The following is a 20,288-nucleotide window of genomic DNA, read 5'->3' on the forward strand; positions in this document are numbered from 1 at the left end:
CTCTCCTAGAACAAGGTGGTCGGCTCGGCTGGTGGGCAGCGGTGTTCGGTGACGTGCGGGTGGTCGCAGGTCGGTGGGTGGCTGGTGGTGATCCAGCGGAGCCGGGGCGGGCTGTGGGCGGACGCCTTGTAGAGGCACCAGATGAGCCGGTTGGGCTCTCGTACGGCGGCCTGCTGGTCGAGTGAGAGGGGCGTGAGGTCGGCGGTGACCTTCAGGGCGGCTACGGTGCCGACCCACTGGGTCAGGGCCGGGGCCGCGCACGACGGGCACCGGGAGTCGGCGGCGCCCGTCGCGCGACGGCCCGTCATCAGGCCGGGGTGCCGTTCATGATCGGCTGCTCGATGTCGGTGCCGATCGCCTCGACGACGTCACCGAACGCCTTGCGGATCACGTCGCCGGGGCGCTCCAGCCTGTAGCCGAGGGTGAGGCCGCCATCCTTCGTGATGCGGTACCGGAACCGCGCGGTGAGCTTGTAGCCCTCGCTCCCCTCGAAGGGGACCAGGCCGATGACGAAGGTCTCCGGGATGGTGAGCTGTCCGCGCTGGCCGGCCTTCGCCTGGACGGTCTCGGCGTAGGTGAACTGCCGCTGCCCGGAGGACAGCCGGGTGGAGTTCTGCCACTCCACCTTCGTGGCGCCCTGGATCGACTGGGCGATCTCGAGCATGTCGGCGGCGGTCGGCTCGAGGAGCTCGGGCAGGTGGTCCTCGAGGAACTCGGCGAACTGCTCCTGCTGCATGAGGCGGCCGTCGTGCTCGAGCCACTGGGCCCACGACTCGGTCTTGCGGAGACCGAGGATGAGGCGATGGCCGGACCAGCGGGCGGTGTCGGCGGTGTGGGCGTCGAGGACCGCGGTGACGGCGAGCCGGTCGGCGTCGGCGTACACCTCGGTGGAGTCGTCGGAGTGCTTCGCGAAGTAGGCGTGGAAGGAGGTGGCGTCGCGGACGGTCGTGGAGCCCGACTTCCGGGCCGGGATGCCGGTGTGCTCGGGTCCGGTCAGGTCGACCTTCTGGACGCCGCCGGAGGTGCGGAGCACGTAGAACTTGCCGAGCTCGAGCTCAGCGGGGGCCGCGGCCTGCTGGGCGATGTCGATGACGGACTGGATGCCGTCGAGGTCGGCGGCCGGGGCGGAGGTGTAGCGAGTGGTCATGATCAGGCGTCCTTGAAGGTCGTGGCGGCGGGGGCGGACCGGAAGTCGATCTGCATCTGGCGGGGGTCCTCGCGGACGGGCTGCCCGTCGGCGTCGAGGAAGTAGAGGTTCTTCACCGGGGTCGGCTTCGGGGCCTTCACGACCGACTCGACGCCGATCGGCATCGGCGCGCTCTCGACGCCGTTGGCCGGCGGGTCGACCACGATCGTGATCGTGAGGGAGCCCTTCTTGCCGTGGGCGCGGACGGCGTCGAGCAGGGCGTGGAACTCGCGGGACAGCTCCTCGTCGGTGCGGCCGGAGAGGTGGGAGGCGAGGAACGCGGCGACGGGCGCGGTGGCCGGCTGCTCGTCGGTGTGGGTCTCGGGCTGGGTCGCGGTCATGCTGCTTGTGCTCCTTGGCTGGGGTGGTGCTGGTGTCGTGCTCGGATGGTCTGGACGAAGGCGGTGACGGCGGCGGCGCCGACGACGGGGCCCTCGGTGGTGCGGCAGGTGAGGCACTCGTAGCGAGCGCGGGGCGGCTGGGCCCAGGTGCCGTTCTTCAGTTGCTTGCCGCAGTCGATGAACAGGGCGCCGGTGACCTGCTGGCGGGAGCCGGTCATACGGCCGACGCCCGGTCCCTCATGCGGTAGCGGTGGTGAAGGTGGTACCGCTGGGCTGGGGTGAGGCTCCCTTGGACGCCGTAGCGGTTGTCCTGACGCTTACCGCCTTCGGCAGCCATGGCGTCGTCCAAGCAGCTCTGCACAACCGGGCATCGGTTGCACACGTCCTTGGCGTAGGCGGTGCCTGCCTTGTCCCCTGGGTCGGGGAACATGGCGTCAGGGTCGACTGCCTGGCAGGCGGCGAGCGCGCGCCAGTTGATGGACTGCGCCGTGCTGACTCCGCGGGTCTCGCTCATGCGGTGCTCCCGAAGATCCTGGCGAGCTGGGCCTTGAGTGCCTGGCGCATCGGCTGGTCCTCGACGTGGCAGGGGTGGACGCAGCGCTTCACGCCGCACCCGGGGAAGACCTTGCCGACCGGGGGCCGGCCGTGGTGCTGCTGGAAACTCCAGCGGGCCGCGCTGTACGAGGCGCCCTCGATGGTGCTGATCGCGTAGTCGTGGCCGAGCCAGATGAGGTGGCCGTCTTCCTCGCGGGTGCGGCGCGCGAAGGTCTCCTCGACCGTCTCGGGCTTGGTGCCGGGCTTGCGCGGAGGGAGTCCGAGGGCGACGCGCGCGGCACTGACGGTCCGGTGGTCGACGTGGAGGGCCTTTTCGATCGCGGCCTGGGAGTGTCCGGCGCGGAGCATGTCGGCGATGTCCTGGCGGATCTTCATGCCGCCACCCCCAGCGTCAACTCCGGCCAGGTGATCGAGTCAAGGGCCCGGGAGTGCGACGGCGGGACTTCGGCGAGCGGGTGCCCGAGGTGGTGCAGGCCCATCGCGAGGAGGACGTAGGCGTCGGCCTCGTCGTACTTGTGCCGCCCCTCGCACTCGACGCCGTACCGCTCACGGACAGCGTCGCGAACCACGGCCTTGAGCGGATCGCCGCGCAGCCGAGCCCCGTCCTCGCCCTTCGGGGCAGCGGTCCCGACCGCGTAGATGATCCGCTGGTCCGGGTTCACGACGGCGTACGGGATGTCGCGCTTCCACAGGTCGTGGCGGACCATCCATCGCATCGCCGACAGGGCGTCCGCGCCCTGGTTGTTCTTCGAGAACGCGGCGCCCTCGATGATGACGAAGTCGGCGGAGCGAACGAACGAGGCGATGCCGGTGAGCTGCTGGGAGAACCGGCCGTGCTGGCTCCGGCCCGTCGCGTGAACGTGGTCCGTCCAGCCCTCGCCGGCGACTCCAGTGGTGCCCATGGCAACGTCGAGGCCGATGACGAGGGGCTTGGTGCCCGCGGCCGGGAGGCGGGTCATCCCGGCCGCGGGGGTCTCGGTGGTGGTCACGCGTTCACCTCACGCAGCTGCGGGATGCCGGAGTTCGCGGCCTGGAGGTCCTCCACACGGCTGCCCAGCTCGCGGATCGTGCGCTGAGCGAGGCTGAGCTGACGCCGGAGCTCGGCGGTCTGCGCGTCGTCCACCACACCCGCGCGGAGCTGGGTGATCGTCCGGGCCTGCCGCTGGAGCTGCTGCTCCATGTCGGTGAGCAGGGCAGTGTTCGGCCGGGAGTCCGCCTGCCGGAGGCGGTGCTGGGTGTCGAGCTGCTCCTCCAGTTCCCGGATGCGGGCGTTCTTGGCGACGATGGCGTCCTGCGCGCGCTGGAGCCTGCGGTTGGTGGGAAGCATCAACGGTCTCCTGCCTGCTGAGCGGGGATGAGGGGCCAGTGCGGGTCGATGACCGCAGCCGGGTCGTGCTTGTCGCCGGACTTCGCCGGGTCCCGCAGGTACGCCTGGAACCGCTCGGCGTGCGATCGGGCCCACGCGACCTGCCGGGTGTGCAGCTCGTCGAGGTCGACTGCGAGGGACCCGAAGTGCTGGGTGCGCAGGCCGCGGACCCAGTCGGGCCTGTCGCTGTGGGGGAGGTGGGCGATGTTGCCCATGTGCCAGGCGGCGCGGGCCGACATCAGCGCGTCGTACTCGGCGCTGTGCGCCTGCTCCTCGTCCCACTTCAGGCCGTACGTCTCGGCCGTGGTCCGCATCTGGTAGGCGCCCTGTTCCTCGGACACGCGTCGGCGGTAGGGGGCGGCCTGCCGGTCGAGGGTCATGGTGTCGATGACCCGCATCCGCTGGGCGCAGTCCGGGATGGTGTCGGTGAGCGGGCCGCCGAGGTGCCGCTCGGACTCGGCGGAGAGGAGGTTGAGGTCGTAGCGGCCGATGTTGTGGCCCACGATCGGGACGCCGGCGGCGACGACCTCGGACAGTGCGGTGACGATCTCCAGGACGCCCTCGGCGGCGGGTTGGCCGTGCTCGGCGGCGTGCTCGTCGGTGATGCCGTGCACCTTGATGGCTTCAGGCTCCATGGGGATGCCGGGGTTGAGGAGCCAGGTCCGGGTGTCGGTGGCGAGGCCGCCGCTGATGAGGATGAGGGCGCAGGTGACGATGCGGGCGGTGTCGTGGTGCTTGTCGCTGGACTCGAAGTCGAGCGCGGCCATGCGGCCGAGGTGCCAGGTCACGAGGCCGCCCCCTGGCCCGGCTTGGCCGTCTTGGGCCACTCCGCCTTCTGGGCCGTCGAGGCATCCGCCGGGGCCGGAGCGCTGGCCTGCTGCTGGATCTCGGAGACGGTCACGCGCTGCTGCGGGAACTCCTCGTCCACGGTGACCTCGCCCCGCCGCAGCGACTCGGCGATGATCTGGAGCTGGCCGAGGTCCAGGTTGGTCCACTTGTCGCTCGCCCGGCCGCGGTTCTCCTCCAGCTGGTCGACGGTGACGCCCATGCTCTCGAAGTGAGCGACGGCGTCCGCGATCCGCTGCGAGCGCGGCTTGTCTCCGGCGCCGTTCTCCAGGGTGTTCGTCGCGATGGCCTTCGCCTGCTCCCGGTACCAGTCCGGGAGCACGGTGAAGATCATTTCCCTGAGGCGGCGGGCTCCGTTGTTGGAGTTGTTCTCGTAGACGTCGCGGGGGTCCTCCAGGCGGCTGGAGCCGTTGCTCTTCGTCCAGCGGGCGTGGGGGACGATGAACGTGGTGCTCGCGCGCTCGTTGGTCTCCAGGTCCCAGGCCCACGCCTGCATCTCGGACTCGCCGGCCTCGTCGTCGCGGCGCAGCTCGTGGACGCCGTGGTGGATGTTGCCCCAGCAGCGGGCGAGTTCCTTGGCGAACTGGATGGTCTCGCCGGACACGTTGGACCCGCCGCGGCTGAAGCGGAAGAACGACCGGACGGCGAGGCTGTGCTGGGAGAACGCGGTCCGCATCTTCTGGAGCGCGAGGGGCTCGTTGCGGGGGAACTGGCGGGCCACGATGACGGCGGCCTGGACCTCGGCGACCGCGCGGGACTGCTCGACGGCCGTGCCCTGTCCGATGAACGTGGGTGCCGGGGCCGGGACGGGGGCGTAGGACTGCTCTGCCGGGTAGTTCACAGGTACTCCTGGGTGTCGCGGATCTCAGCCCACGGGGGAAGGGACAGGTAGGCGATTTCGTCGCTGTAGCCGGGCCAGTAGCCGGTGGAGGTGCACTCGGCGAAGCGCTCCAGCGCCCGTCGGTTGCGTGCGGCGCCGAGACGTCGGGCGCTGGCGTCCATCTCGACGACCGTGACCACGTACGGGGCGGTCTTCTCCTGGCAGACGAAGACGAACGCGGCGTCGTCGTCGGCGAGGCCCAGGGCCCTCGCGCCGGCGCGGTACCAGTCGTCCTGCTGGTGGTAGCCGAACTCGTCCACGGCCTTCGCAAGCTGCTCGGGGTTGGCCGAGCGGCACGTCTTGTAGTCCGGGATGATCAGCCGTCCGGCCCGGGGGTCCGGCAGCCAGTCGAGACGGGCCCGGCGCATGACGCCGGTGCGCTCGTCACGCCAGAACAGGGACTGCTCCGGCATTCCGCGGCCCGGCTCGAACAGCAGGGACGCGACCGGGTGGCGGCGCAGCGCGTCCGCCATCGCGTGCACCTGCTGGTACTCGCTGGGCTTGAGCGGGATGTTCCCCGCGGCCCGGACAGCGGCGACGTCGGCCTTCACCGCGTTCGTCCGCCACTCCTCGGCCTCGATCTCCACGAGGTCGGGGCCGTTGCCGAGGACCAGCTTGTGAGCGGCGTTGCCGAGGTCGAAGACCTTCTTCGGCGGCTGCGGGTGGTCCTGCTCGTACCGGAAGACGGCCGGGCAGGACGGGAGGAGGAGCTTCCTCGCCCCGCTCGACGAGAGGCTGTCGCGCTGGGCGTGGTACTCGTCGTTGCTGAGGGTGCCGTAGATGCCGGGCTCGGTGATGGGGGCCGGGCCGTCGGCCGAGGTGGTGGCTGGGGCGTGGATGGTCGTGGTCATCAGGAGTGGTCCTTCCTGACGGTGTAGAAGCGGTGCGGGGTGTCGTCGTGGCGCTCGAGGTAGCCGTCGCGGTGCAGACCGGCGAGGAAGCGGCGGACACTCATGCGCAGGACGTGCGTGCCGGTGAACTGGCGCCATGTCCGCTTGACGCGGCCGGTGGTCCACTCGCCGCCTTCGGCCTGGATCGCCGCCAAGACCAACTTGCGGACACCGCGCGCCGGGTGGGCGGGGTTCGGGTCGCTGCCGAGCGTGTAGGAGCGGGCTCCGTGGTGCTCGGCGGGTACGAGGTAGGTGCGCCGGGCGAGGTCGCGGAGGTCACGGCGCGCGGTGTTCCTGCCGACCGTGGCCCATGCGCTGGACTGGGCGTAGATGGCCAGTGCCAGCTTGGTGGTGACCGGCCCGCCGTCGTGGTTCCGCAGGACGGCGAGAAGGTGGTTGCGGCGGCTGCTGCATTCGCCGGACGCCTTACCGAGGCGGCCGGCGGCCGGGGCCTGAGCGGCCCCAGCCTGCGCGGACGTCATCATGCGGCGCTCCTCAGGTTCAGCATCTTCGGCTTGTACGAGCGGCGGCGGGTGTCCGCGTCGTCCTTGGCGGTGAGGGCCCCGCGGGCGGCCAGCGCCCGCAGGTCCTTCCGCGCGGTGTTCCGGCCGGACGTCGGCCACGGGCTGCGGTGGAGGGCCTCCTCCGCGCGGATCGCGGTCCAGGTGCCGCCCCGCTGCCGGATCTCGGCGAGCAGCCAGTCCCGGCGGGCGATGATCGGGTCAGCCACGGGGCACCTCCGTCATGCAGTGCCGCTCCCAGCGCGGCACGAAGGTGTCGAGCGAGGCATCCGGCGTGGTCATCCCGAAGCGCTTGCCGCACTGGCACGAGCCGATCAGCTCGCAGTCGCCGTACTCGACGATCAGCGCGTGACCGCCGGCGAGGGTCTCGCGGAAGTCGGGGTCCGGCTCGATGTCGCGCGGCTCCTTGTCGGCGCGGCCGAGTAGGGCCGCGGCCCCCGCCTCGTCGTACCCGGAGCGCTGGAGCGCGTTGAGGATCTCGGTGCGGGCGCTCACGCGGCACCGCCTTCGGCCAGGGCCGGGATGCCGCGCTCGGTGCGGAACTCGGCGATCGCCTTGAAGCAGCACACGGGCTCGCCCGCGATGCTGTGCGCGTCCTGGTTCGTCGAGTCGTCGGCCGCCTCCTCGGCGTTCAGCTCCTCCCACAGCAGGTCGCAGTGGGAGCAACGGTGCTCCTCGTCGACCTCCACCCGGCCCGAGCGGACGTGCGACTCACGGAGGAAGGCAGCGAGCATCTCCTCGCAGCGGCGCCGGTAGTCGCCGTCCACGTCGTCGCTCACGAGCCGGTCACCCATCGAGACGCCACCGAGGTCGCCGAGGCGGCGCGGGGCCACGGTCAGCTCGAACGGGGCGCCGGTCAGGGTGCCGTTGAGGTCGGAGTCGAGCCCCGTGAACCCGAGCGCGCTGATGTTGACGTGGGTGTACTGGGGGTTGATCGAGATGACAACGCGCCAGTTGTCGCGGTGGGTCGTCTTCACGCCGCACCGCCCATCTCGCCACGCTGGCGCGGCATCGTGACCGAACGGCGGCTCGCCCCGAAGCGCATCAGGCGCTCAACCACGGTCGACAGCTCGGAGTGCAGCCGCATCGCGTGCGTCTTGTCGATCGGGACCTGCGCCGTGTCCATGCCGGCGGCGTCCTCGACGATCTCGACGGCCGCGTCCAGGGTGCCCTCGTCCTGGGTGCTGCTGACGACGACCGCGAGGTAGTCGAGGGCCTCGATGATGTCGTCGCGGACGTTCGCCTCGGACCAGCCAGCGACCAGCTGGACGAGGGTGTCGAGACGGATCCGGTCGGCGCGGAGGAATCCGGCGAGCCAGTCGGCGCGGGAGGAGAAGGAGAGGTCGGGGTTGGTGGACTCGGTGCTCACAGGGCGCTCCCGGAGGTCTCGATCGTGGTGGTGCTGCGGGGGGCGAGGACTTCGAGGGTGTGGTCGAGCGGGTCCATCAGGTGCCGCTGCTCGGCCAGTTCGCCGGCCGTCGCGGCGCGCTGCCTGGCGAGGATGCCGCGCAGCTTCGCCACCTGCGGCGACACGTCCTCCGGCTGCTCGGCCGGGGTGGCGTCGTGGGTGGGCGCGCAAGGACCGTTGTGGGCCACGCGCCGGTAGCAGGTGAAAGGAAACTCGGTGCGGCCCAGGTCGGCGCCGCAATACTGGTACTCGTCCTCGGGAGGCGGCGTGAGCGGAAGCCCGGTCAGGTGCCGGATCTCGCGTTGGCTGATCGTCTGCTCGGAGACGACCCGCCCGTCCCGCCAGTGCTGTCCCCGGCGCATCCGGCAGGCGAGCCGGTTGAGTCCGGCCTCCAGCTCGGCGACCCGGTCCCGCTGCACCCGCAGCGCCTTGACCGCGTCGTCGAGTGCCTCGTTCGTCGAGTGCCGTTCCGCCTCCAGCTCGGCGATCCGAGCCCGCAGCGCCGCCAGTTCGGCCGCCGAATCCGGCGACTGGAGCAGACACGCCGCCTCCAGATCAGCCGCGATGCCGGCCGCCGCCACACGCCGCGCGTTCACGCCGCACGCTCCGACGTCGTCGCCAGACGCTCCAACAGCGCCACGGCCTCGTCCGTCGACCGGCCGGCCTCGTCGCCCCACTCGTCGACGTGCGCCTCCAGGCTCCGGGTGTCGCCCCAGTACGGGCCGTCGTCGATGCTCATGGCGAGCGCGGAGATCGCCTGGTCGGCGATGGGGCTGTCGCGGTGGGGGTCTCCGGACGCCGCGCACTTCAGGGCGGCCACGATGCTCATCGGGCGCAGGAAGTGGGGGATGCACATCTCGCGGTTGAAGGTGTCCGGGACGTAGTCGCCCTGCCACAGGCCGTTCGCCGCGAGGATCCGGGCGGCGCCGAGCAGGACGGTGGGGACCGTCGTCGGGCGCGGCGAGGGCAGCAGTACCAGGACCGGACGCCGGTCGAAGGCGGGGAGGTTGGTGGGGGAGGTGAGTTCCCCGCCGTCCCGCGGCTGCGCCACGAGGGGCGGGCGGGAGATAGAGTTCGTGGTCACGGGTGCTCCGATTCCATGGGTCGGGTATCCGAAGGGGCTGTGTACGGACCGGGCCTGGTCCGTCCGGCCCCGTTTTCGTTCAGGCCGCCTGTGCGGCGGGAGCCGGGACGGTCGCGGGGACCTCGCCAGCGGGCCGGGCGAAGACCCGGCGGAGCTCGTCGATGAGCTCAGGGCCCGGCGGCGGTGCGGCGGCGACCTCGGCACGGATGTGCTCCATGACGGCGTCGCCGAGGAGTCGCCGGTATTCCTCGCGGATCTCTGTGCCGCGACTCATGCGACATCCGCCTCATCCATCTGGGGGGCGATTTGTACGCCGCCAGCCCGTTCGACGGGGATCCACAGGACGAGGACATCTACGCCGAGTGCCGCAGCGATGGCATATGCGGATTCGCCGGCCACCGATTCCTGCAGTCCCGCGAGGAGGTTGCCGATGGTGCCGTGGGGGACTCCTGCGGCAGCTCCCAGCTGCCGGATGGTGACGCGGGCGCCGGTGCCGGTTCGCTGCATGAGCAGGCGCAGGAGCTCTGGGTCGACCAGGCGATGCATGGGGAGCGGAGGGCTCAAGGTTCACCTCGTTGAACAGGTTGTTCTCTGTGTTGAACAAGATGAGCATGGCACATCTTGAACATGTTGTCCATCACCCAGAACAGAGTGTTCATTGCGATGAACAGTGCGGCTGGAATGCGTCCGGAGTGACCGGCCCCTACTGGCGGCAGCGGTCGGTGTCGTGGACACTGCGTTCAGCGGAGAAAACGATCGGCGGGGCAGACCTGGGCAAACGCACCAGGCGCCCCGCCGGTCTCATGGACACCCGCCGACCTAGACCCCCACCAGGAGTGGCAGGATGATCGCTATGGCCGACCGGGACACGAGCGCGCTCAGGACCCTGTCCGACGTCGTACGCGAACGCCGCCAGGAGCTGAAGCTGAGCCTGCGCGAGCTGGCGGATCGGTGCGTCGACTCGGAGACCGGCGCCATCATCAAGTTCGGGTGGATCAATCGGCTGGAGAAAGACGTACCCGAGCTGACCGCTCCGAAGGCGCCAGAACTCAGAGCGCTGGCCGCCGGCCTAAGCCTCCCGCTGGCAACGCTCCAGGAAGCCGCGGGTGTCCAGTTCCACGGGGTGACGACCAGGTGGAGTGGCAGCAGTAAGACCCGCGCCTTCGTCAACCGATTCGAAGAGCTGCCCCCCGAGGATCAGGAGCGGGTTCTGGCCATGCTCGAAGCGTACGCATCGGCTCAGCCGCCCCAGAAGTAGGTCCAAGCCTCAGTTCTTTCGCGGCTGCTTCCCGTACCAGACCATGAGCTGGAAAGTTGTGTCGAGGCCAAGAGCGCTTCGCATGGCTGCAAGGTCGCTGCTGACCGTCCGATCGCTGACACTAAGTCGCTTGCCGATCTGGCCCAGCTCGAAGCCTGCGGCCAGCAGCTGCAAGATCTCCTGCTGTCTGCGTGTCTGCCAACCCTTCTGGGTGGTGGGCCCCTCCCATGCCTCCGCCCGCATCCAGCCGATCAGGTATGACTCCCGCATGTACGTGACCGTGGCCAGGTCTCTGACGTGCCAGCCGGACATGTCTTCCGGGTCCTTGGATGCCAGGTTCCGAATGAAGGCTTCGCGGCCGTCAATGATGATGATCTGCGGGAAGGGGCCGTGTAGGACGCGGATCTCTGCTCCGGACGCGAGCATCTCCTCGGTGTAGTCCTTCACCGCCGGATTGGCTCGTGTGCTGGCGTGGTAGATGATCCGCATCTGTACGCCGCGGAGCAGTAGACCTGTGTCTCTTTCCATCACGCTCTGTATGGTGGCCCGCTTCCGGGGTCCCGGCTGTGCCGTGAGGACCTCCGTGGTTGCCCGTGACACCGACTCGTCGATCCGGGCGCTTACGAGCTCCGGCGTCGGTAGTAGCTCGCTTCCGGGGCCTCCCCAGAGGCGGGCCTCGGCGTGCTTCGCGGCAAGTCGGTCGAGCGACGCGATGTCGGCCATGCGGCGTGCAGTCCGGTGGAGGGCGGCTTGCTCGGCGGCCATGAGGTGCCCTATGGCCAGCTGGGCGTCGAGTGCGATGTAGTACCCAGGGCGTACCGGGTTTTGGGCGACCAGGCCAAGAGTGAGGAGCTGCTTGAGCCCGGGTGCGTCATCGGTGACCGGCCTCTCCTCAATGATCATGCTGTACGTCTCGTCGGCCCCGGGCGCGAGGGCGAGGGCGAGTTCGTCGTCTTGCGTCCCCATAGTGACTCCCTTCACATCCTTGCAGATACCCGCAGTTGCCGATTTACGCAACCTCCTGCGCCTTGAATCTTGCGCTAGGGATCGGAGAGCCTACTGACAGTGAGATCCAATCGCTTGACTGTGCGATTTTGGGCCTCCGGACGGAAGGATCACCCATGCGACCGAAAACCGCCGCCCGCACCCTCGCCGCAGCCGCCGCCCGCACCCTCGCCGCAGCCGCCGCCCGCACCCTCGCCGCAGCCGCCGCCCTCACCCTCGCCGGCCTCGCAGGAACCGCCACCACGACCACGAACGAGACCGTCGTCGCAGACACCGGATGGGGCACCCCACCCGCCGAACACACCCCCACCCCGACCACGACCACCCACACGACCCCCGTCACCGCCCGCGACACCGGCTGGGGCTAAATCGCCGCAACCGCCCGAATGCGCAAGCCGCGCGGCCCCACGCACCACACCGCAGCACATTCCAGAAGAATCACCACACCAAAACCAGGGGGCCGAGTGAACAGCGTCACCGCGCCGCAGGCGAGCGTACAAGTCGAACTGGCCGAGCTCCCCGGGGGAATGGGCCTCGCCGCAGGCGTAGGCGAGGACGGGCGGCTCACTCTGCTACTCAACCCCCAAGCCACACCCGAACGAGTCCGCGACGACCTCGACAGCATCCTCGGCCACTTCCTCGACAGCGGCCACCTCGTCTGGGGCGACCTCCAGAAGCCGGGCCTCCCTTGAAGTCCCCAGAGAGGCAGCAAAACGGGCGCAGCGCCGACCAGCGCTGCGCCCTATCGCATGGAGGCCCCGCATCGCCTCTCACGGAACGCCTCCCTACGCCCTTGAGCGCCCACCACGGTGACGAGCCGCCTGAAGCACCCGATCTGCCTCTGCCTGCTGCATCTGCGCATACTCCCCAGGCGTGATCGCCCGCTCGCGATACCCCGGCTCGCCCCTCCACGACAACCGGATCCGCCCCGGCTCCAGGTTCTTCACCCCAGGCCGCGACGCCCGGTGAAGCCGCACGGTCACGGTTTTCCGGATGACCTCCCGCTTCTGCTCGACGGAGAGCCCGGGGACACCCTGTTCCTCGTCCCCGAACCACTCCACCCAGGGATCCGGGGCGGCAAGGAGGCCAGCGACATGGGCGGGCACCGACGCGGATGTCGCAGCGAGCTTCTCCTCGGCCTTCTTGATCAGCGGCATGAGGCTCTTCTCCAGGCCAGCCAGGCCCATTGCAGAAAGCCGGAACTCACCCGATTCCTCGTCGAACTCGGTTGCCAGCGCCCGCCCCTCCTTCAGCTGGGCCCGCATTTTGGTCAGCCGGCTAGACAGGGCCTCCTGCTCCTTCGCCTTCGCGTCCCCCTTCGGGAAGAAAACCTCCCGCGCGGTCGACGACTTCAGCCACTCCAACAGGGCAGACTCGACGTACGCGTTCAGCCAGTCCTCTCGCAGAGCGGTGTCCCACCCCCACTCGCACCGCAGGTACGGCCGGTTCTTCGGCATCATGTGTGCCTTCAGGCCCGCGTGGTCGCCGCACTCGCCGCACAGGGCGATCGTGGAAAGCAGGTGGACCGTCACCGAGTCCTTCCGCGTCGTTCGGGCGTGGTCCTTTAGGAGTGCCATGACCCGGTTGAACAGCTCCTCACCCTCCGGGCCCTCCAGCAAGGCCGGCCAGATTCCCGAGCCGACGTGCACGCCGCGGTGCAGCCGCCGCCCGATATACGCCTCGTTCAGCAGCATCTTCCGGACGTAGATGACAGTCCACGCCGATCCGCTTTTGCGCTGGGCGGCGGGCTGCTGGTTCAGCCACCGTGCGACGGAGGCAAGGGAGTGCCCGGCGTCTACCCTGGCCCAGCACTCCCGGGCGATCGGCGCCTGCTCGTCGTGGATGAACTGGCCGACCAGCTCGCCGGTGTCGGGGTCGTACTTACGCCGGTACCCGAACGGCACCGGCCCGTTCGGCTTGCCCTTCTCGGCATTCAAGCGGGCCGTGCGGAGGTGCCGTTCGCGGGCAGACTCGGCCTCGTCCTCGGCCTGGAGCGCGTCCTGCGCCGTCAGCTTGCGGTCGTCGCGCTTGGACAGGTCGTAGACCGTGCGGTTGTAACACAGAAGCACTCCGGCCTCGTGGCATGCGGCCCGGAGGCGAACATACTGCTCCAGGTCCCGGTAATAGCGGCTTGCCTCGAAGGCGACCACGATCTTGCCCCGGCCCTCCCGGATTGCCTTCAGGAGGTCTTCGAAGTCCTTCCGGGCCTTCTTCGCATGGCGGCTGGCGGAGATGCCTTCGTCTCGAAAGACGTCGGCGACTGGCCAGTTGAACTCCGCGCACACGGACCGTCCGTCGTTGATCTGGTCGTCGACGGATGTCCCCTTGCCGGTGTGATCCACTGATGCCCGCCCGTAGAGCAGGGCGTGCCAGGTTTCGATGTGCGGGTAGACGAGGTGGAGGTACTCGGGTGCGACGGGCATGGATCGAGCGTAGCCACGACCTACCCCCCTAGGAACCCTTTCCTGGCGGCCTCTTCGTCGGCATGGTCCTCTCCGTCCTCGGCGGCTCCATGGCCTTCGCCTGGCTGCCCGAGAAGCCCGCCGGGAAGCGCGGCGGCCTGCTCCGCCGCTCGCGGCGGCCGGCCGCCGGACCGCCCGTACCCCCCGTGTCGGTGGGGAGCGGATCCGTATGACACGCATGGCAGACCGCCTCGGCCCGTCCCTCGCCCGGGCGCGCACGGCCGGCCCCCGTGCCGTCGCCGACTGGAACGCCCGGATGCTCGCCGAGGCGTCCGACGGCACCCGCCGCGGCACCCGCTGGGGACGCGGCGCCCTCGCCCTCGTCCCCTCGGTCCTCGCCGTCGGGGCCCTGGGCACCGCGCTGGCGCAGGGCGCGCTCGCCGCGAACTTCAGCGTCACCGGACAGCCGTTCACCCTGACCTCCAACGGAGTCGAGGGCACCGGTTTCGGAGCCATCGTCAACACCCCCGCCGTCGGGCGGCCGGACGGCACCTCGACCACCAACACGGCCATGGCGCGCGTCGGATTCGCGAGCGCCGGGCTCGCCGGACTCTGCGGCATCGTCCACCAGACGATCGCCGGAGTGCCGTACTCGCTGCTCCTGACGGGCGGCCAGAAGGTGACGGCCACTCCGCCGGGCACCTTCACCACCGACATCGACGCGTCCAACCTGTACATCCAGGCCACCGAACTCCAGGCGTACGGGCCGACCACCCTCCAGAACGCGGTCCTCGGCCAGTCCGCCGACCAGGTCACCGTGGCCGGCAAGCCCCTCACGGGCGCCCTGCCCGGCGGGTTCGGACTCGGCTCGGCGGGCGGTGAGGGCGGCAGCTCCATCCGGCTCCACGGCCTGAACGCCACCGCGTACGACGCCGAGATGGCCGGGGCGCTCGTCCTGCCGGACCTCAGGATCAGGGTCGTCGCGGGATCGGCCACCACATGCTGAGCCGGACGAAGGCCGCGTACGCCTGGTTCCGCGCCTTCCGCCGTACCCGGCCGTTCTGGGGCGGAGTGTGGCTGATCGCGGGGGGCTGGACCGTCCTCAAGTTCTCCCTCAGCTCGCTTCAGCTGATCGTGAGCACGGGATTCGGGGGAGTGGCCGGGTACCTCGTCGGCGGCGGGATGATCCTCTGCGGGCTCGTGCCGATCGCGCTGCCCGCCCAGCGGTACACCTTCGGGCTGATCGGCGCGGTGCTGGCGGTCGTCTCGCTGGTCGTCTCCAACCTCGGCGGGTTCCTCCTCGGCATGGCGCTCGGAGTCCTCGGCGGTTCGATGACGGTCGGCTGGGGCGCCAAGCGCCCCCGCCGGGCACGCGAGGCGGTGGAGGGGTGACGCGCCGGGCCCGGCACAAGGCGCTGGCGGTGCCGGCCGCCCTGCTGCTCGCGGTCGTCACCGCCGTCTGGTCCGGGCAGCCGAGCAGCGCCACCGGGCCGACCGCCGCCCCCGAGCCGCTGGGCGTGCCCTTCCTGCCGGCCCCCGACCCCCTGCACGTCACGATCTCCAGCATGGTCGCCGTCTCGATGACCGTGGACAAGAACGTCACGATCCGGCTCTCCGACGGCACGACGCGGACCACGACCCAGTACACCTTCACTAAGCTCAAGATCCGCTCGCACATGAACGTCACCCAGCGGGCGGCCGGTCACACCGTCACCATCGACGTGCCCGGGGAGGGCTCCCTCGGCGGATACGACAGCGCGGGGAAGCCCGAGACGACCACCATGTGGGGGAGCATCACCAACGTCTGCGTCCGGGTCCTCGTCAAGATCTGCGGAGTGCAGGGCCTGCTCGACTTCTTCGGCTCCTTCATCCCGCTCACCGCCGGGGCCGAGGACTTCGTCGGCGACATCTACGCGATCCGCACGGTCGACGACCACGCGGCCCTCGACTCCACCGACAACCCCGTGCACCTGCCCGGGACCATCACGGTGACCGTCCCGTGAGCCCCGGCCACCGTCCCGTGGAGGGGCGCACGCACTGGCGCCGCTCCCTCGCCGTCGCCGTGCCGGCGCTCGCGGCCGCCGCCGGCATCGGCTCCGCCATGGCCACCGGCGCGCTGGCCGTCGGCCTCCGGATCCAGGACCGGCCGGTCGACTTCACCACCAGCAGCCTGTACGGAACCCAGTACGGCGCCGCGGTCGTCGACCAGACCGTCGTACGGCCCGACGGCACCACCGGGACCGTACGCGTGCTCCGCATGGGCTTCGCCGACGGCATGCTCAACGGCCTGTGCCTGAGTCAGCGGCAGGAGATCGCGGGAGCCACGTACACGCTGCTGCTGACCCTCGGCGACGACAACCCCGGCTCCTGGGAGATCAGGACCAAGAACACCGTCCTCGACCTGCGCAGCGCCACGGGAGTCCTCGACATGGACGGCGTCGTCGACCTCAACGTCAACGGCGCCGACGTGAAGACCGTCAAGGACGCCACCGGCGCGTACGTTCTCAACCCCCTGGACAGCCCGCAGCACCGGTTCGGCATCCAGGCGCGGTACGCCAAGTTCGACCGGATCGTCGGCAAGGCCCAGGACTTCCAGATCCCGGGCCTGCTCACCACCCCGAGACTCAAACTCGCCGTCCGGCCGGGCACGGTCGCCTGCCCGGCCCCGGCCGATCCGACGGGCACGCCGGGGACGCCGTGAGGCGGTGCCGGCGGCGGCCTTCGTGGCCGTCGGGCCTCGGGGGCCGCGGCCGAAGACCCGGCCGCGAGGGCCGCCGCGGCCGAAGGCTTGGTCCGGAAAGCCGCGGTGACCGGGCCCGTCCGGACGGGCCCCGGCCGGACGGGACGGCCCTACGCCTCCGGCATCGCCATGGTGGCGACCGGGGCCGAGGTCGGGCGGGGCGAACCGCCCTCGGGCTCGACGGTGATGCCGATGCCGGCGGACCGGTTCGCCGGCCCTTCGAGGAGGGTGGCGGACGTCGCCGAACCCGGAGGCATCAGACCGGCCGGCCGCATCGTCCCGGCGTCGTCGTACCAGAGCTGGTAGACCTTGCCGGACGGCGGGGCAGGCATCCCCGCGGCCGCGAACACCGCCCTGTCCAGGGAGGGCGAGTGGACCAGGGTCCCCACGGCGCCGTCGCCGAGCCGAGCCGTCGTCACCCGCGCGTCGGGCGCGGCGAGGACGGCCGCGACGGCCTCGGCCCGCGCCTCGGCCCGGGCCGCCCGCAGACCGGCCTCCTCGGCGTGCCGGTACTCGACGCCCGCGACACCGGCGAGCGCCACCACCCCGGCGAGCGAGGCGGCCAGCGCCCAGCGCGGCAGCCGGCGCAGGCCGCGGCCCCCGCCGGACGCGCGGCCGGTGTGCGGGGTCACCGGCGACACCTGGCGGACCCCCTGGATCCGGCGCAGCACGTCGGCGCGCAGCGCGGGCGGGACCGGTTCGGCGACGGCGAGACCGAGCCGCGCGGCCGTCTCCGACAGCTCGCGCACCTCGGCGGCGCACGCGGGGCACCGGGCCAGGTGACGCTCCACGGCGTCCCGCTCCTCGCCCGTGTCCAGGGCGTCGAGGACGTAGGCGCCGGTCAGCGTGTGCAGGTCGTCGACGGTCACGCCGTCACCCCCAGACAGTCGCGGAGCCGGATGAGCCCGTCGCGCATCCGGGTCTTCACGGTCCCCAGCGGCAGCGAGAGCAGCTCGGCGACCTCTCGGTAGGTCAGACCGCGGTAGTAGGCGAGGGTGACGGACTGGCGCTGGCGCTCGGTCAGACCCCGCAGACAGCGCCGAACCCGCTCGCGGTCGAGGCGGTTCTCCACCTCCTCGGTCACCTCGTCGTACGCCGGTGTGTGGTCGAGCAGGGCCACCCGCCGCGCCCGGTCCGACGCCGCCTGCTCGGAGCGCACCCGGTCCACCGCGCGGCGGTGGGCGAGGGTGAGCGCCCAGTTCAGGACGGAGCCCCGGTCGGGCCGGTAGCGGGCGGCGGAGCGCCAGAGGTCGACCATCACCTCCTGGGTGACCTCCTCGGACTGCGCCGGATCCCGCAGTACCGAGCGGACCACGCCCATCACGGGGCCGGAGACCCGGTCGAAGACGGTCGCGAAGGAGTCCTGGTCCCCCTGGGCGACCCGGACCATCAGCGCGGGCAGGGCCTCGTCGCCCCGGTCCGGTGCCGGACCTCCGCCGACGCGTGCGTGCTCTCTCACCGGATGTGCCCTCCTGCGTTTTCTCGGCTGCACTCCTCCTTCGGAGCCGCGGCCCCGGCGGATTGGTCGGCCCGGCCACCCGCTTCGGGGAGGCGGGAGAGCGCACCCGGCCACCACGCCCGGGGGCCGAGGTCCCGCACCAGCGCAGGGACCAGGAGCGAGCGGACCACCAGGGTGTCGAGCAGGACCCCGAAGGCCACGATGAACGCGATCTGCACGAGGAAGGCCAGCGGGATCACGCCGAGCGCGGCGAACGTCGCGGCGAGCACCACGCCGGCGGAGGTGATCACGCCCCCGGTCGCGGTCAGGCCGATCCGGACGCCCTCGCGCACCCCGTGCCGCAGAGACTCCTCGCGGACCCGGGACATCAGGAAGATGTTGTAGTCGACCCCGAGCGCGACGAGGAAGACGAAGCCGTACAGCGGGACGGAGGCGTCCGTGCCCGTGAAGCCGAGGACGTGCTCGAAGACGAGCGCCGAGACGCCCAGGGTGGCGGCGAAGTTGAGCGCCACCGTCGCGACGAGGAGCAGGGGCAGCACCACGGAGCGCAGCAGCGCCATCAGGATCACCAGGATGATCGCCAGGACCACCGGGACGATGAGCGCGCGGTCCCGTGCGGCGGTGCGCTGGGTGTCGTACTGCTGGGCGGTGGAGCCGCCCACCACCGCGTGGGCCTCCGGGACCGCGTGTACGGCGGTACGGAGCCGGGCGAGCGTCTCCCGCGCCGCGTCGCTGTCGGACGAGGCGCCGAGCGTGGCATCGATCCGCACCCGCCCGTCCACCATCAGCGGCGCCCCGGGTGCCGGGCGGCCCGCCGCGTCCACCGGGAACGCCGAGTCGATGCCGTCCACGTCCTCGGCGGCGGCCACCACCCGCGCGGCCGCCCCGGCGTCGGCGATGATCACCGCCGGGTTGCCCGCGCCGCCGGGGAAGTGGCGGCCCAGGGTCTCCTGCGCGGCGACGGACGGCGCGTCGTTCACGAAGATCTCGTCCAGCGGCACGCCCCGGGAGTCCAGGGCGGGCGCGAAGGCCGCGCAGGCCAGCAGGCCGGCGAGGGTGACCGCCCACACCTTGCGCGGCGCCCGGTCGACGAGGGCGGCGATGCGGTGCCAGACGGCTTGGCCGCCGGTCGTGCGGGAGGCGGCGGGAGAGGGAATCGGGCTCGGAGCGTCGGCGGCCTTGGTGCCGGGCGTGCCCGGGGCGTCCGATGCGTCCGGGGCGTCCGGCGTGGTGGTTCCGGAGACGGCCGGTGTGTCCGGTGCGGTGGTCCCGGAGACGGCCGGGGCGGTGGCGGGGGCCTTGGGGAGCGCCGTCGGTCGGGCCGGCCAGTACGCGGCGCGGCCGGTGAGGACGAGGGCGGCGGGCAGGAAGGTGAGGGTGCTGAGGACGGCGCAGACGATGCCGATCGCGCCGACGGGGCCCAGCGCCCGGTTGTTGGCCAGGTCGCTCACGAGGAGGGCGACCAGGGCGAGGGCCACGGTGGCGGCGCTCGCGACGATCGGCTCGAATGAGCGGCGCAGGGCCTTGCGCATCGCGGCGAAGCGGTCCGCGCCGGGGGCCGCGAGCTCCTCGCGGTAGCGGGCGGCCAGGAGCAGCGCGTAGTCGGTCGCGGCGCCGATCACCAGGATGGACAGGATGCCCTGCACCTGGCCGTCGACCCTGACCAGGTCGGCGTCGGCGAGCACGTACACGATCGCGCAGGCCAGACCCAGGGCGAAGATCGCCCCCAGGATGATCATCAGGGGCAGCAGGACGCTGCGGTAGACGACCAGCAGGATGAGCAGCACCGCGATCAGCGCGACGCCGAGCAGGAGTCCGTCGATGCCGGCGAACGCGCCCGACAGATCGGCCTGGGTGGCGGCCGGTCCCGCGAGCCACACGGTCGTCCCCGGTACCGAGGCCGCCGCGGCGCGGACGGCGTCCAGCGTCTCCGGCAGCGCGTCGCCGAGGCCGGGTCTGAGCGGGACGACGGACCGCAGCGCCTTGCCGTCCTCCGAGGCCAGCGCGGGGGAGGGCGGTCCGGCGACGCCCGGCTGCCCGGTCAGGCCGGCGACGGACCGGGTCGCCCCGGCCGTCGCGCCGGGATCAAGGGACCCGCCGTCGCGCGCCGTCCACACGACGATCGCGGGCAGGGTCTCCGCGGCGCGGAACGCCTTCTGCTCCTCGACGACCCGGGTCGACTCGGCGCTGCGCGGCAGGAAGGCGGCCTGGTCGTTCGTGGAGACCTCGCCGAGCCGGCCGGCGAAGGGGCCGAGGCCGCCGCCCACGACGAGCCAGACGGCGAGGAGAGCGAGGGGCAGGAGCAAGCGGGTCCGGCGCAGGGCGCGGGGCATGGGAACTCCGAACT

At 71.4% G+C, this 20,288-nt stretch carries 33 protein-coding genes; 8 read left to right on the forward strand and 25 right to left on the reverse strand.

The window, feature by feature from the left end; translation table 11 throughout:
* Positions 1 to 5: 5 nt before the first annotated feature.
* The 20 genes from ACFVZH_RS22605 to ACFVZH_RS22700 all read right to left on the reverse strand — a co-directional run bounded on the left by ACFVZH_RS22605 (position 6) and on the right by ACFVZH_RS22700 (position 9,623).
* Positions 6 to 308 carry a hypothetical protein gene (locus ACFVZH_RS22605; RefSeq protein ID WP_384899592.1) on the reverse strand — a complete coding sequence of 101 codons (303 nt, stop codon included), beginning with the start codon at positions 306 to 308 and terminating at the stop codon, positions 6 to 8.
* Positions 308 to 1,147 (reverse strand): DUF2303 family protein, encoded by an 840-nt coding sequence (locus tag ACFVZH_RS22610; protein ID WP_384899593.1) that lies wholly within the window; start codon positions 1,145 to 1,147, stop codon positions 308 to 310. The genes ACFVZH_RS22605 and ACFVZH_RS22610 overlap by 1 nt, the downstream gene beginning before the upstream one ends.
* A 2-nt stretch (positions 1,148 to 1,149) precedes the next feature.
* A complete protein-coding gene (locus ACFVZH_RS22615; protein ID WP_384899595.1) occupies positions 1,150 to 1,527 on the reverse strand; it encodes a hypothetical protein in 378 nt (125 codons plus the stop codon).
* Positions 1,524 to 1,745 carry a hypothetical protein gene (locus ACFVZH_RS22620; protein WP_384899597.1) on the reverse strand — a complete coding sequence of 74 codons (222 nt, stop codon included), beginning with the start codon at positions 1,743 to 1,745 and terminating at the stop codon, positions 1,524 to 1,526. Before ACFVZH_RS22620 ends, ACFVZH_RS22615 begins: the two co-directional genes overlap by 4 nt.
* Positions 1,742 to 2,041 carry a WhiB family transcriptional regulator gene (locus ACFVZH_RS22625; RefSeq protein WP_384899599.1) on the reverse strand — a complete coding sequence of 100 codons (300 nt, stop codon included), beginning with the start codon at positions 2,039 to 2,041 and terminating at the stop codon, positions 1,742 to 1,744. The genes ACFVZH_RS22620 and ACFVZH_RS22625 overlap by 4 nt, the downstream gene beginning before the upstream one ends.
* Positions 2,038 to 2,457, reverse strand: coding sequence for a hypothetical protein (locus tag ACFVZH_RS22630; protein WP_384899601.1), 420 nt, complete (start codon positions 2,455 to 2,457; stop codon positions 2,038 to 2,040). Before ACFVZH_RS22630 ends, ACFVZH_RS22625 begins: the two co-directional genes overlap by 4 nt.
* Positions 2,454 to 3,071 carry a hypothetical protein gene (locus tag ACFVZH_RS22635; RefSeq protein ID WP_384899603.1) on the reverse strand — a complete coding sequence of 206 codons (618 nt, stop codon included), beginning with the start codon at positions 3,069 to 3,071 and terminating at the stop codon, positions 2,454 to 2,456. The genes ACFVZH_RS22630 and ACFVZH_RS22635 overlap by 4 nt, the downstream gene beginning before the upstream one ends.
* Entirely contained in the window at positions 3,068 to 3,409 is a 342-nt protein-coding gene (locus ACFVZH_RS22640; protein ID WP_384899605.1) for a hypothetical protein, read from the reverse strand. The genes ACFVZH_RS22635 and ACFVZH_RS22640 overlap by 4 nt, the downstream gene beginning before the upstream one ends.
* Positions 3,409 to 4,236, reverse strand: a complete 828-nt coding sequence (locus ACFVZH_RS22645) for an exonuclease domain-containing protein (protein ID WP_384899607.1) — start codon at positions 4,234 to 4,236, stop codon at positions 3,409 to 3,411. Before ACFVZH_RS22645 ends, ACFVZH_RS22640 begins: the two co-directional genes overlap by 1 nt.
* Positions 4,233 to 5,135: a hypothetical protein gene (locus ACFVZH_RS22650; RefSeq protein ID WP_384899609.1), complete on the reverse strand. Its 903-nt coding sequence runs from the start codon at positions 5,133 to 5,135 to the stop codon at positions 4,233 to 4,235. The genes ACFVZH_RS22645 and ACFVZH_RS22650 overlap by 4 nt, the downstream gene beginning before the upstream one ends.
* On the reverse strand, positions 5,132 to 6,025 hold the full coding sequence (locus ACFVZH_RS22655) for a PD-(D/E)XK nuclease-like domain-containing protein (RefSeq protein ID WP_384899611.1): 894 nt from the start codon (positions 6,023 to 6,025) through the stop codon (positions 5,132 to 5,134). Before ACFVZH_RS22655 ends, ACFVZH_RS22650 begins: the two co-directional genes overlap by 4 nt.
* Positions 6,025 to 6,549 carry a hypothetical protein gene (locus ACFVZH_RS22660; protein WP_384899613.1) on the reverse strand — a complete coding sequence of 175 codons (525 nt, stop codon included), beginning with the start codon at positions 6,547 to 6,549 and terminating at the stop codon, positions 6,025 to 6,027. The genes ACFVZH_RS22655 and ACFVZH_RS22660 overlap by 1 nt, the downstream gene beginning before the upstream one ends.
* Positions 6,546 to 6,794, reverse strand: a complete 249-nt coding sequence (locus tag ACFVZH_RS22665) for a hypothetical protein (protein ID WP_384899615.1) — start codon at positions 6,792 to 6,794, stop codon at positions 6,546 to 6,548. The genes ACFVZH_RS22660 and ACFVZH_RS22665 overlap by 4 nt, the downstream gene beginning before the upstream one ends.
* Complete coding sequence (locus ACFVZH_RS22670) at positions 6,787 to 7,080, reverse strand: hypothetical protein (protein WP_384899617.1); 294 nt, start codon at positions 7,078 to 7,080, stop codon at positions 6,787 to 6,789. Before ACFVZH_RS22670 ends, ACFVZH_RS22665 begins: the two co-directional genes overlap by 8 nt.
* The gene (locus ACFVZH_RS22675) at positions 7,077 to 7,562 is read right to left on the reverse strand and encodes a hypothetical protein (RefSeq protein ID WP_384899619.1); all 486 of its coding nucleotides are present in this window, start codon (positions 7,560 to 7,562) and stop codon (positions 7,077 to 7,079) included. Before ACFVZH_RS22675 ends, ACFVZH_RS22670 begins: the two co-directional genes overlap by 4 nt.
* Positions 7,559 to 7,954, reverse strand: coding sequence for a hypothetical protein (locus ACFVZH_RS22680; RefSeq protein WP_384899620.1), 396 nt, complete (start codon positions 7,952 to 7,954; stop codon positions 7,559 to 7,561). Before ACFVZH_RS22680 ends, ACFVZH_RS22675 begins: the two co-directional genes overlap by 4 nt.
* Positions 7,951 to 8,589, reverse strand: coding sequence for a hypothetical protein (locus ACFVZH_RS22685; RefSeq protein ID WP_384899622.1), 639 nt, complete (start codon positions 8,587 to 8,589; stop codon positions 7,951 to 7,953). Before ACFVZH_RS22685 ends, ACFVZH_RS22680 begins: the two co-directional genes overlap by 4 nt.
* On the reverse strand, positions 8,586 to 9,077 hold the full coding sequence (locus ACFVZH_RS22690) for a hypothetical protein (RefSeq protein ID WP_384899624.1): 492 nt from the start codon (positions 9,075 to 9,077) through the stop codon (positions 8,586 to 8,588). Before ACFVZH_RS22690 ends, ACFVZH_RS22685 begins: the two co-directional genes overlap by 4 nt.
* Before the next feature lie 79 nt (positions 9,078 to 9,156).
* Positions 9,157 to 9,351: a hypothetical protein gene (locus tag ACFVZH_RS22695; protein ID WP_384899626.1), complete on the reverse strand. Its 195-nt coding sequence runs from the start codon at positions 9,349 to 9,351 to the stop codon at positions 9,157 to 9,159.
* Positions 9,348 to 9,623, reverse strand: a complete 276-nt coding sequence (locus ACFVZH_RS22700; protein ID WP_384899628.1) for an XRE family transcriptional regulator — start codon at positions 9,621 to 9,623, stop codon at positions 9,348 to 9,350. Before ACFVZH_RS22700 ends, ACFVZH_RS22695 begins: the two co-directional genes overlap by 4 nt.
* Before the next feature lie 298 nt (positions 9,624 to 9,921).
* Here ACFVZH_RS22700 and ACFVZH_RS22705 point away from each other — a divergent pair, with 298 nt between their 5' ends.
* Positions 9,922 to 10,335 carry a helix-turn-helix domain-containing protein gene (locus ACFVZH_RS22705; protein WP_384899630.1) on the forward strand — a complete coding sequence of 138 codons (414 nt, stop codon included), beginning with the start codon at positions 9,922 to 9,924 and terminating at the stop codon, positions 10,333 to 10,335.
* A gap of 9 nt (positions 10,336 to 10,344) precedes the next feature.
* Here the strand turns inward: ACFVZH_RS22705 and ACFVZH_RS22710 are convergent, their stop codons facing one another.
* Entirely contained in the window at positions 10,345 to 11,301 is a 957-nt protein-coding gene (locus tag ACFVZH_RS22710; protein WP_384899632.1) for a LuxR C-terminal-related transcriptional regulator, read from the reverse strand.
* A gap of 155 nt (positions 11,302 to 11,456) precedes the next feature.
* On the opposite strand from ACFVZH_RS22710, the gene ACFVZH_RS22715 reads away from it, so the two are divergent.
* Together ACFVZH_RS22715 and ACFVZH_RS22720 are read left to right on the forward strand one after the other, a co-directional pair.
* On the forward strand, positions 11,457 to 11,708 hold the full coding sequence (locus ACFVZH_RS22715; RefSeq protein WP_384899634.1) for a hypothetical protein: 252 nt from the start codon (positions 11,457 to 11,459) through the stop codon (positions 11,706 to 11,708).
* 96 nt (positions 11,709 to 11,804) lie between these two features.
* A complete protein-coding gene (locus ACFVZH_RS22720) occupies positions 11,805 to 12,032 on the forward strand; it encodes a hypothetical protein (RefSeq protein WP_384899635.1) in 228 nt (75 codons plus the stop codon).
* A 93-nt stretch (positions 12,033 to 12,125) separates the two neighbouring features.
* On the opposite strand, the gene ACFVZH_RS22725 is transcribed toward ACFVZH_RS22720, so the two are convergent.
* Positions 12,126 to 13,763, reverse strand: a complete 1,638-nt coding sequence (locus ACFVZH_RS22725) for a recombinase family protein (RefSeq protein WP_384899637.1) — start codon at positions 13,761 to 13,763, stop codon at positions 12,126 to 12,128.
* Between the two features lie 62 nt (positions 13,764 to 13,825).
* Here ACFVZH_RS22725 and ACFVZH_RS22730 point away from each other — a divergent pair, with 62 nt between their 5' ends.
* From ACFVZH_RS22730 to ACFVZH_RS22750, 5 genes are read left to right on the forward strand one after another with little or no spacing between them, the layout of a single operon-like run.
* Positions 13,826 to 13,975: a hypothetical protein gene (locus tag ACFVZH_RS22730; RefSeq protein ID WP_384899639.1), complete on the forward strand. Its 150-nt coding sequence runs from the start codon at positions 13,826 to 13,828 to the stop codon at positions 13,973 to 13,975.
* Positions 13,972 to 14,748, forward strand: coding sequence for a DUF6230 family protein (locus ACFVZH_RS22735; protein WP_384899641.1), 777 nt, complete (start codon positions 13,972 to 13,974; stop codon positions 14,746 to 14,748). Before ACFVZH_RS22730 ends, ACFVZH_RS22735 begins: the two co-directional genes overlap by 4 nt.
* On the forward strand, positions 14,742 to 15,134 hold the full coding sequence (locus ACFVZH_RS22740; protein ID WP_384899643.1) for a DUF6114 domain-containing protein: 393 nt from the start codon (positions 14,742 to 14,744) through the stop codon (positions 15,132 to 15,134). The genes ACFVZH_RS22735 and ACFVZH_RS22740 overlap by 7 nt, the downstream gene beginning before the upstream one ends.
* On the forward strand, positions 15,131 to 15,745 hold the full coding sequence (locus ACFVZH_RS22745; protein ID WP_384899644.1) for a hypothetical protein: 615 nt from the start codon (positions 15,131 to 15,133) through the stop codon (positions 15,743 to 15,745). Before ACFVZH_RS22740 ends, ACFVZH_RS22745 begins: the two co-directional genes overlap by 4 nt.
* Positions 15,742 to 16,443: a DUF6230 family protein gene (locus ACFVZH_RS22750; RefSeq protein WP_384899646.1), complete on the forward strand. Its 702-nt coding sequence runs from the start codon at positions 15,742 to 15,744 to the stop codon at positions 16,441 to 16,443. Before ACFVZH_RS22745 ends, ACFVZH_RS22750 begins: the two co-directional genes overlap by 4 nt.
* A gap of 149 nt (positions 16,444 to 16,592) precedes the next feature.
* Here the strand turns inward: ACFVZH_RS22750 and ACFVZH_RS22755 are convergent, their stop codons facing one another.
* The 3 genes from ACFVZH_RS22755 to ACFVZH_RS22765 all read right to left on the reverse strand — a co-directional run bounded on the left by ACFVZH_RS22755 (position 16,593) and on the right by ACFVZH_RS22765 (position 20,274).
* Positions 16,593 to 17,351, reverse strand: a complete 759-nt coding sequence (locus ACFVZH_RS22755; RefSeq protein ID WP_384899647.1) for an anti-sigma factor domain-containing protein — start codon at positions 17,349 to 17,351, stop codon at positions 16,593 to 16,595.
* On the reverse strand, positions 17,348 to 17,872 hold the full coding sequence (gene sigK / locus ACFVZH_RS22760; RefSeq protein WP_384899796.1) for an ECF RNA polymerase sigma factor SigK: 525 nt from the start codon (positions 17,870 to 17,872) through the stop codon (positions 17,348 to 17,350). The genes ACFVZH_RS22755 and sigK overlap by 4 nt, the downstream gene beginning before the upstream one ends.
* A gap of 65 nt (positions 17,873 to 17,937) precedes the next feature.
* Positions 17,938 to 20,274 (reverse strand): MMPL family transporter, encoded by a 2,337-nt coding sequence (locus ACFVZH_RS22765; RefSeq protein ID WP_384899649.1) that lies wholly within the window; start codon positions 20,272 to 20,274, stop codon positions 17,938 to 17,940.
* Positions 20,275 to 20,288 lie beyond the last annotated feature (14 nt).

This window comes from Streptomyces sp. NPDC059534, assembly GCF_042743475.1.
In the GTDB taxonomy this organism is placed as follows: Bacteria; Actinomycetota; Actinomycetes; order Streptomycetales; family Streptomycetaceae; genus Streptomyces.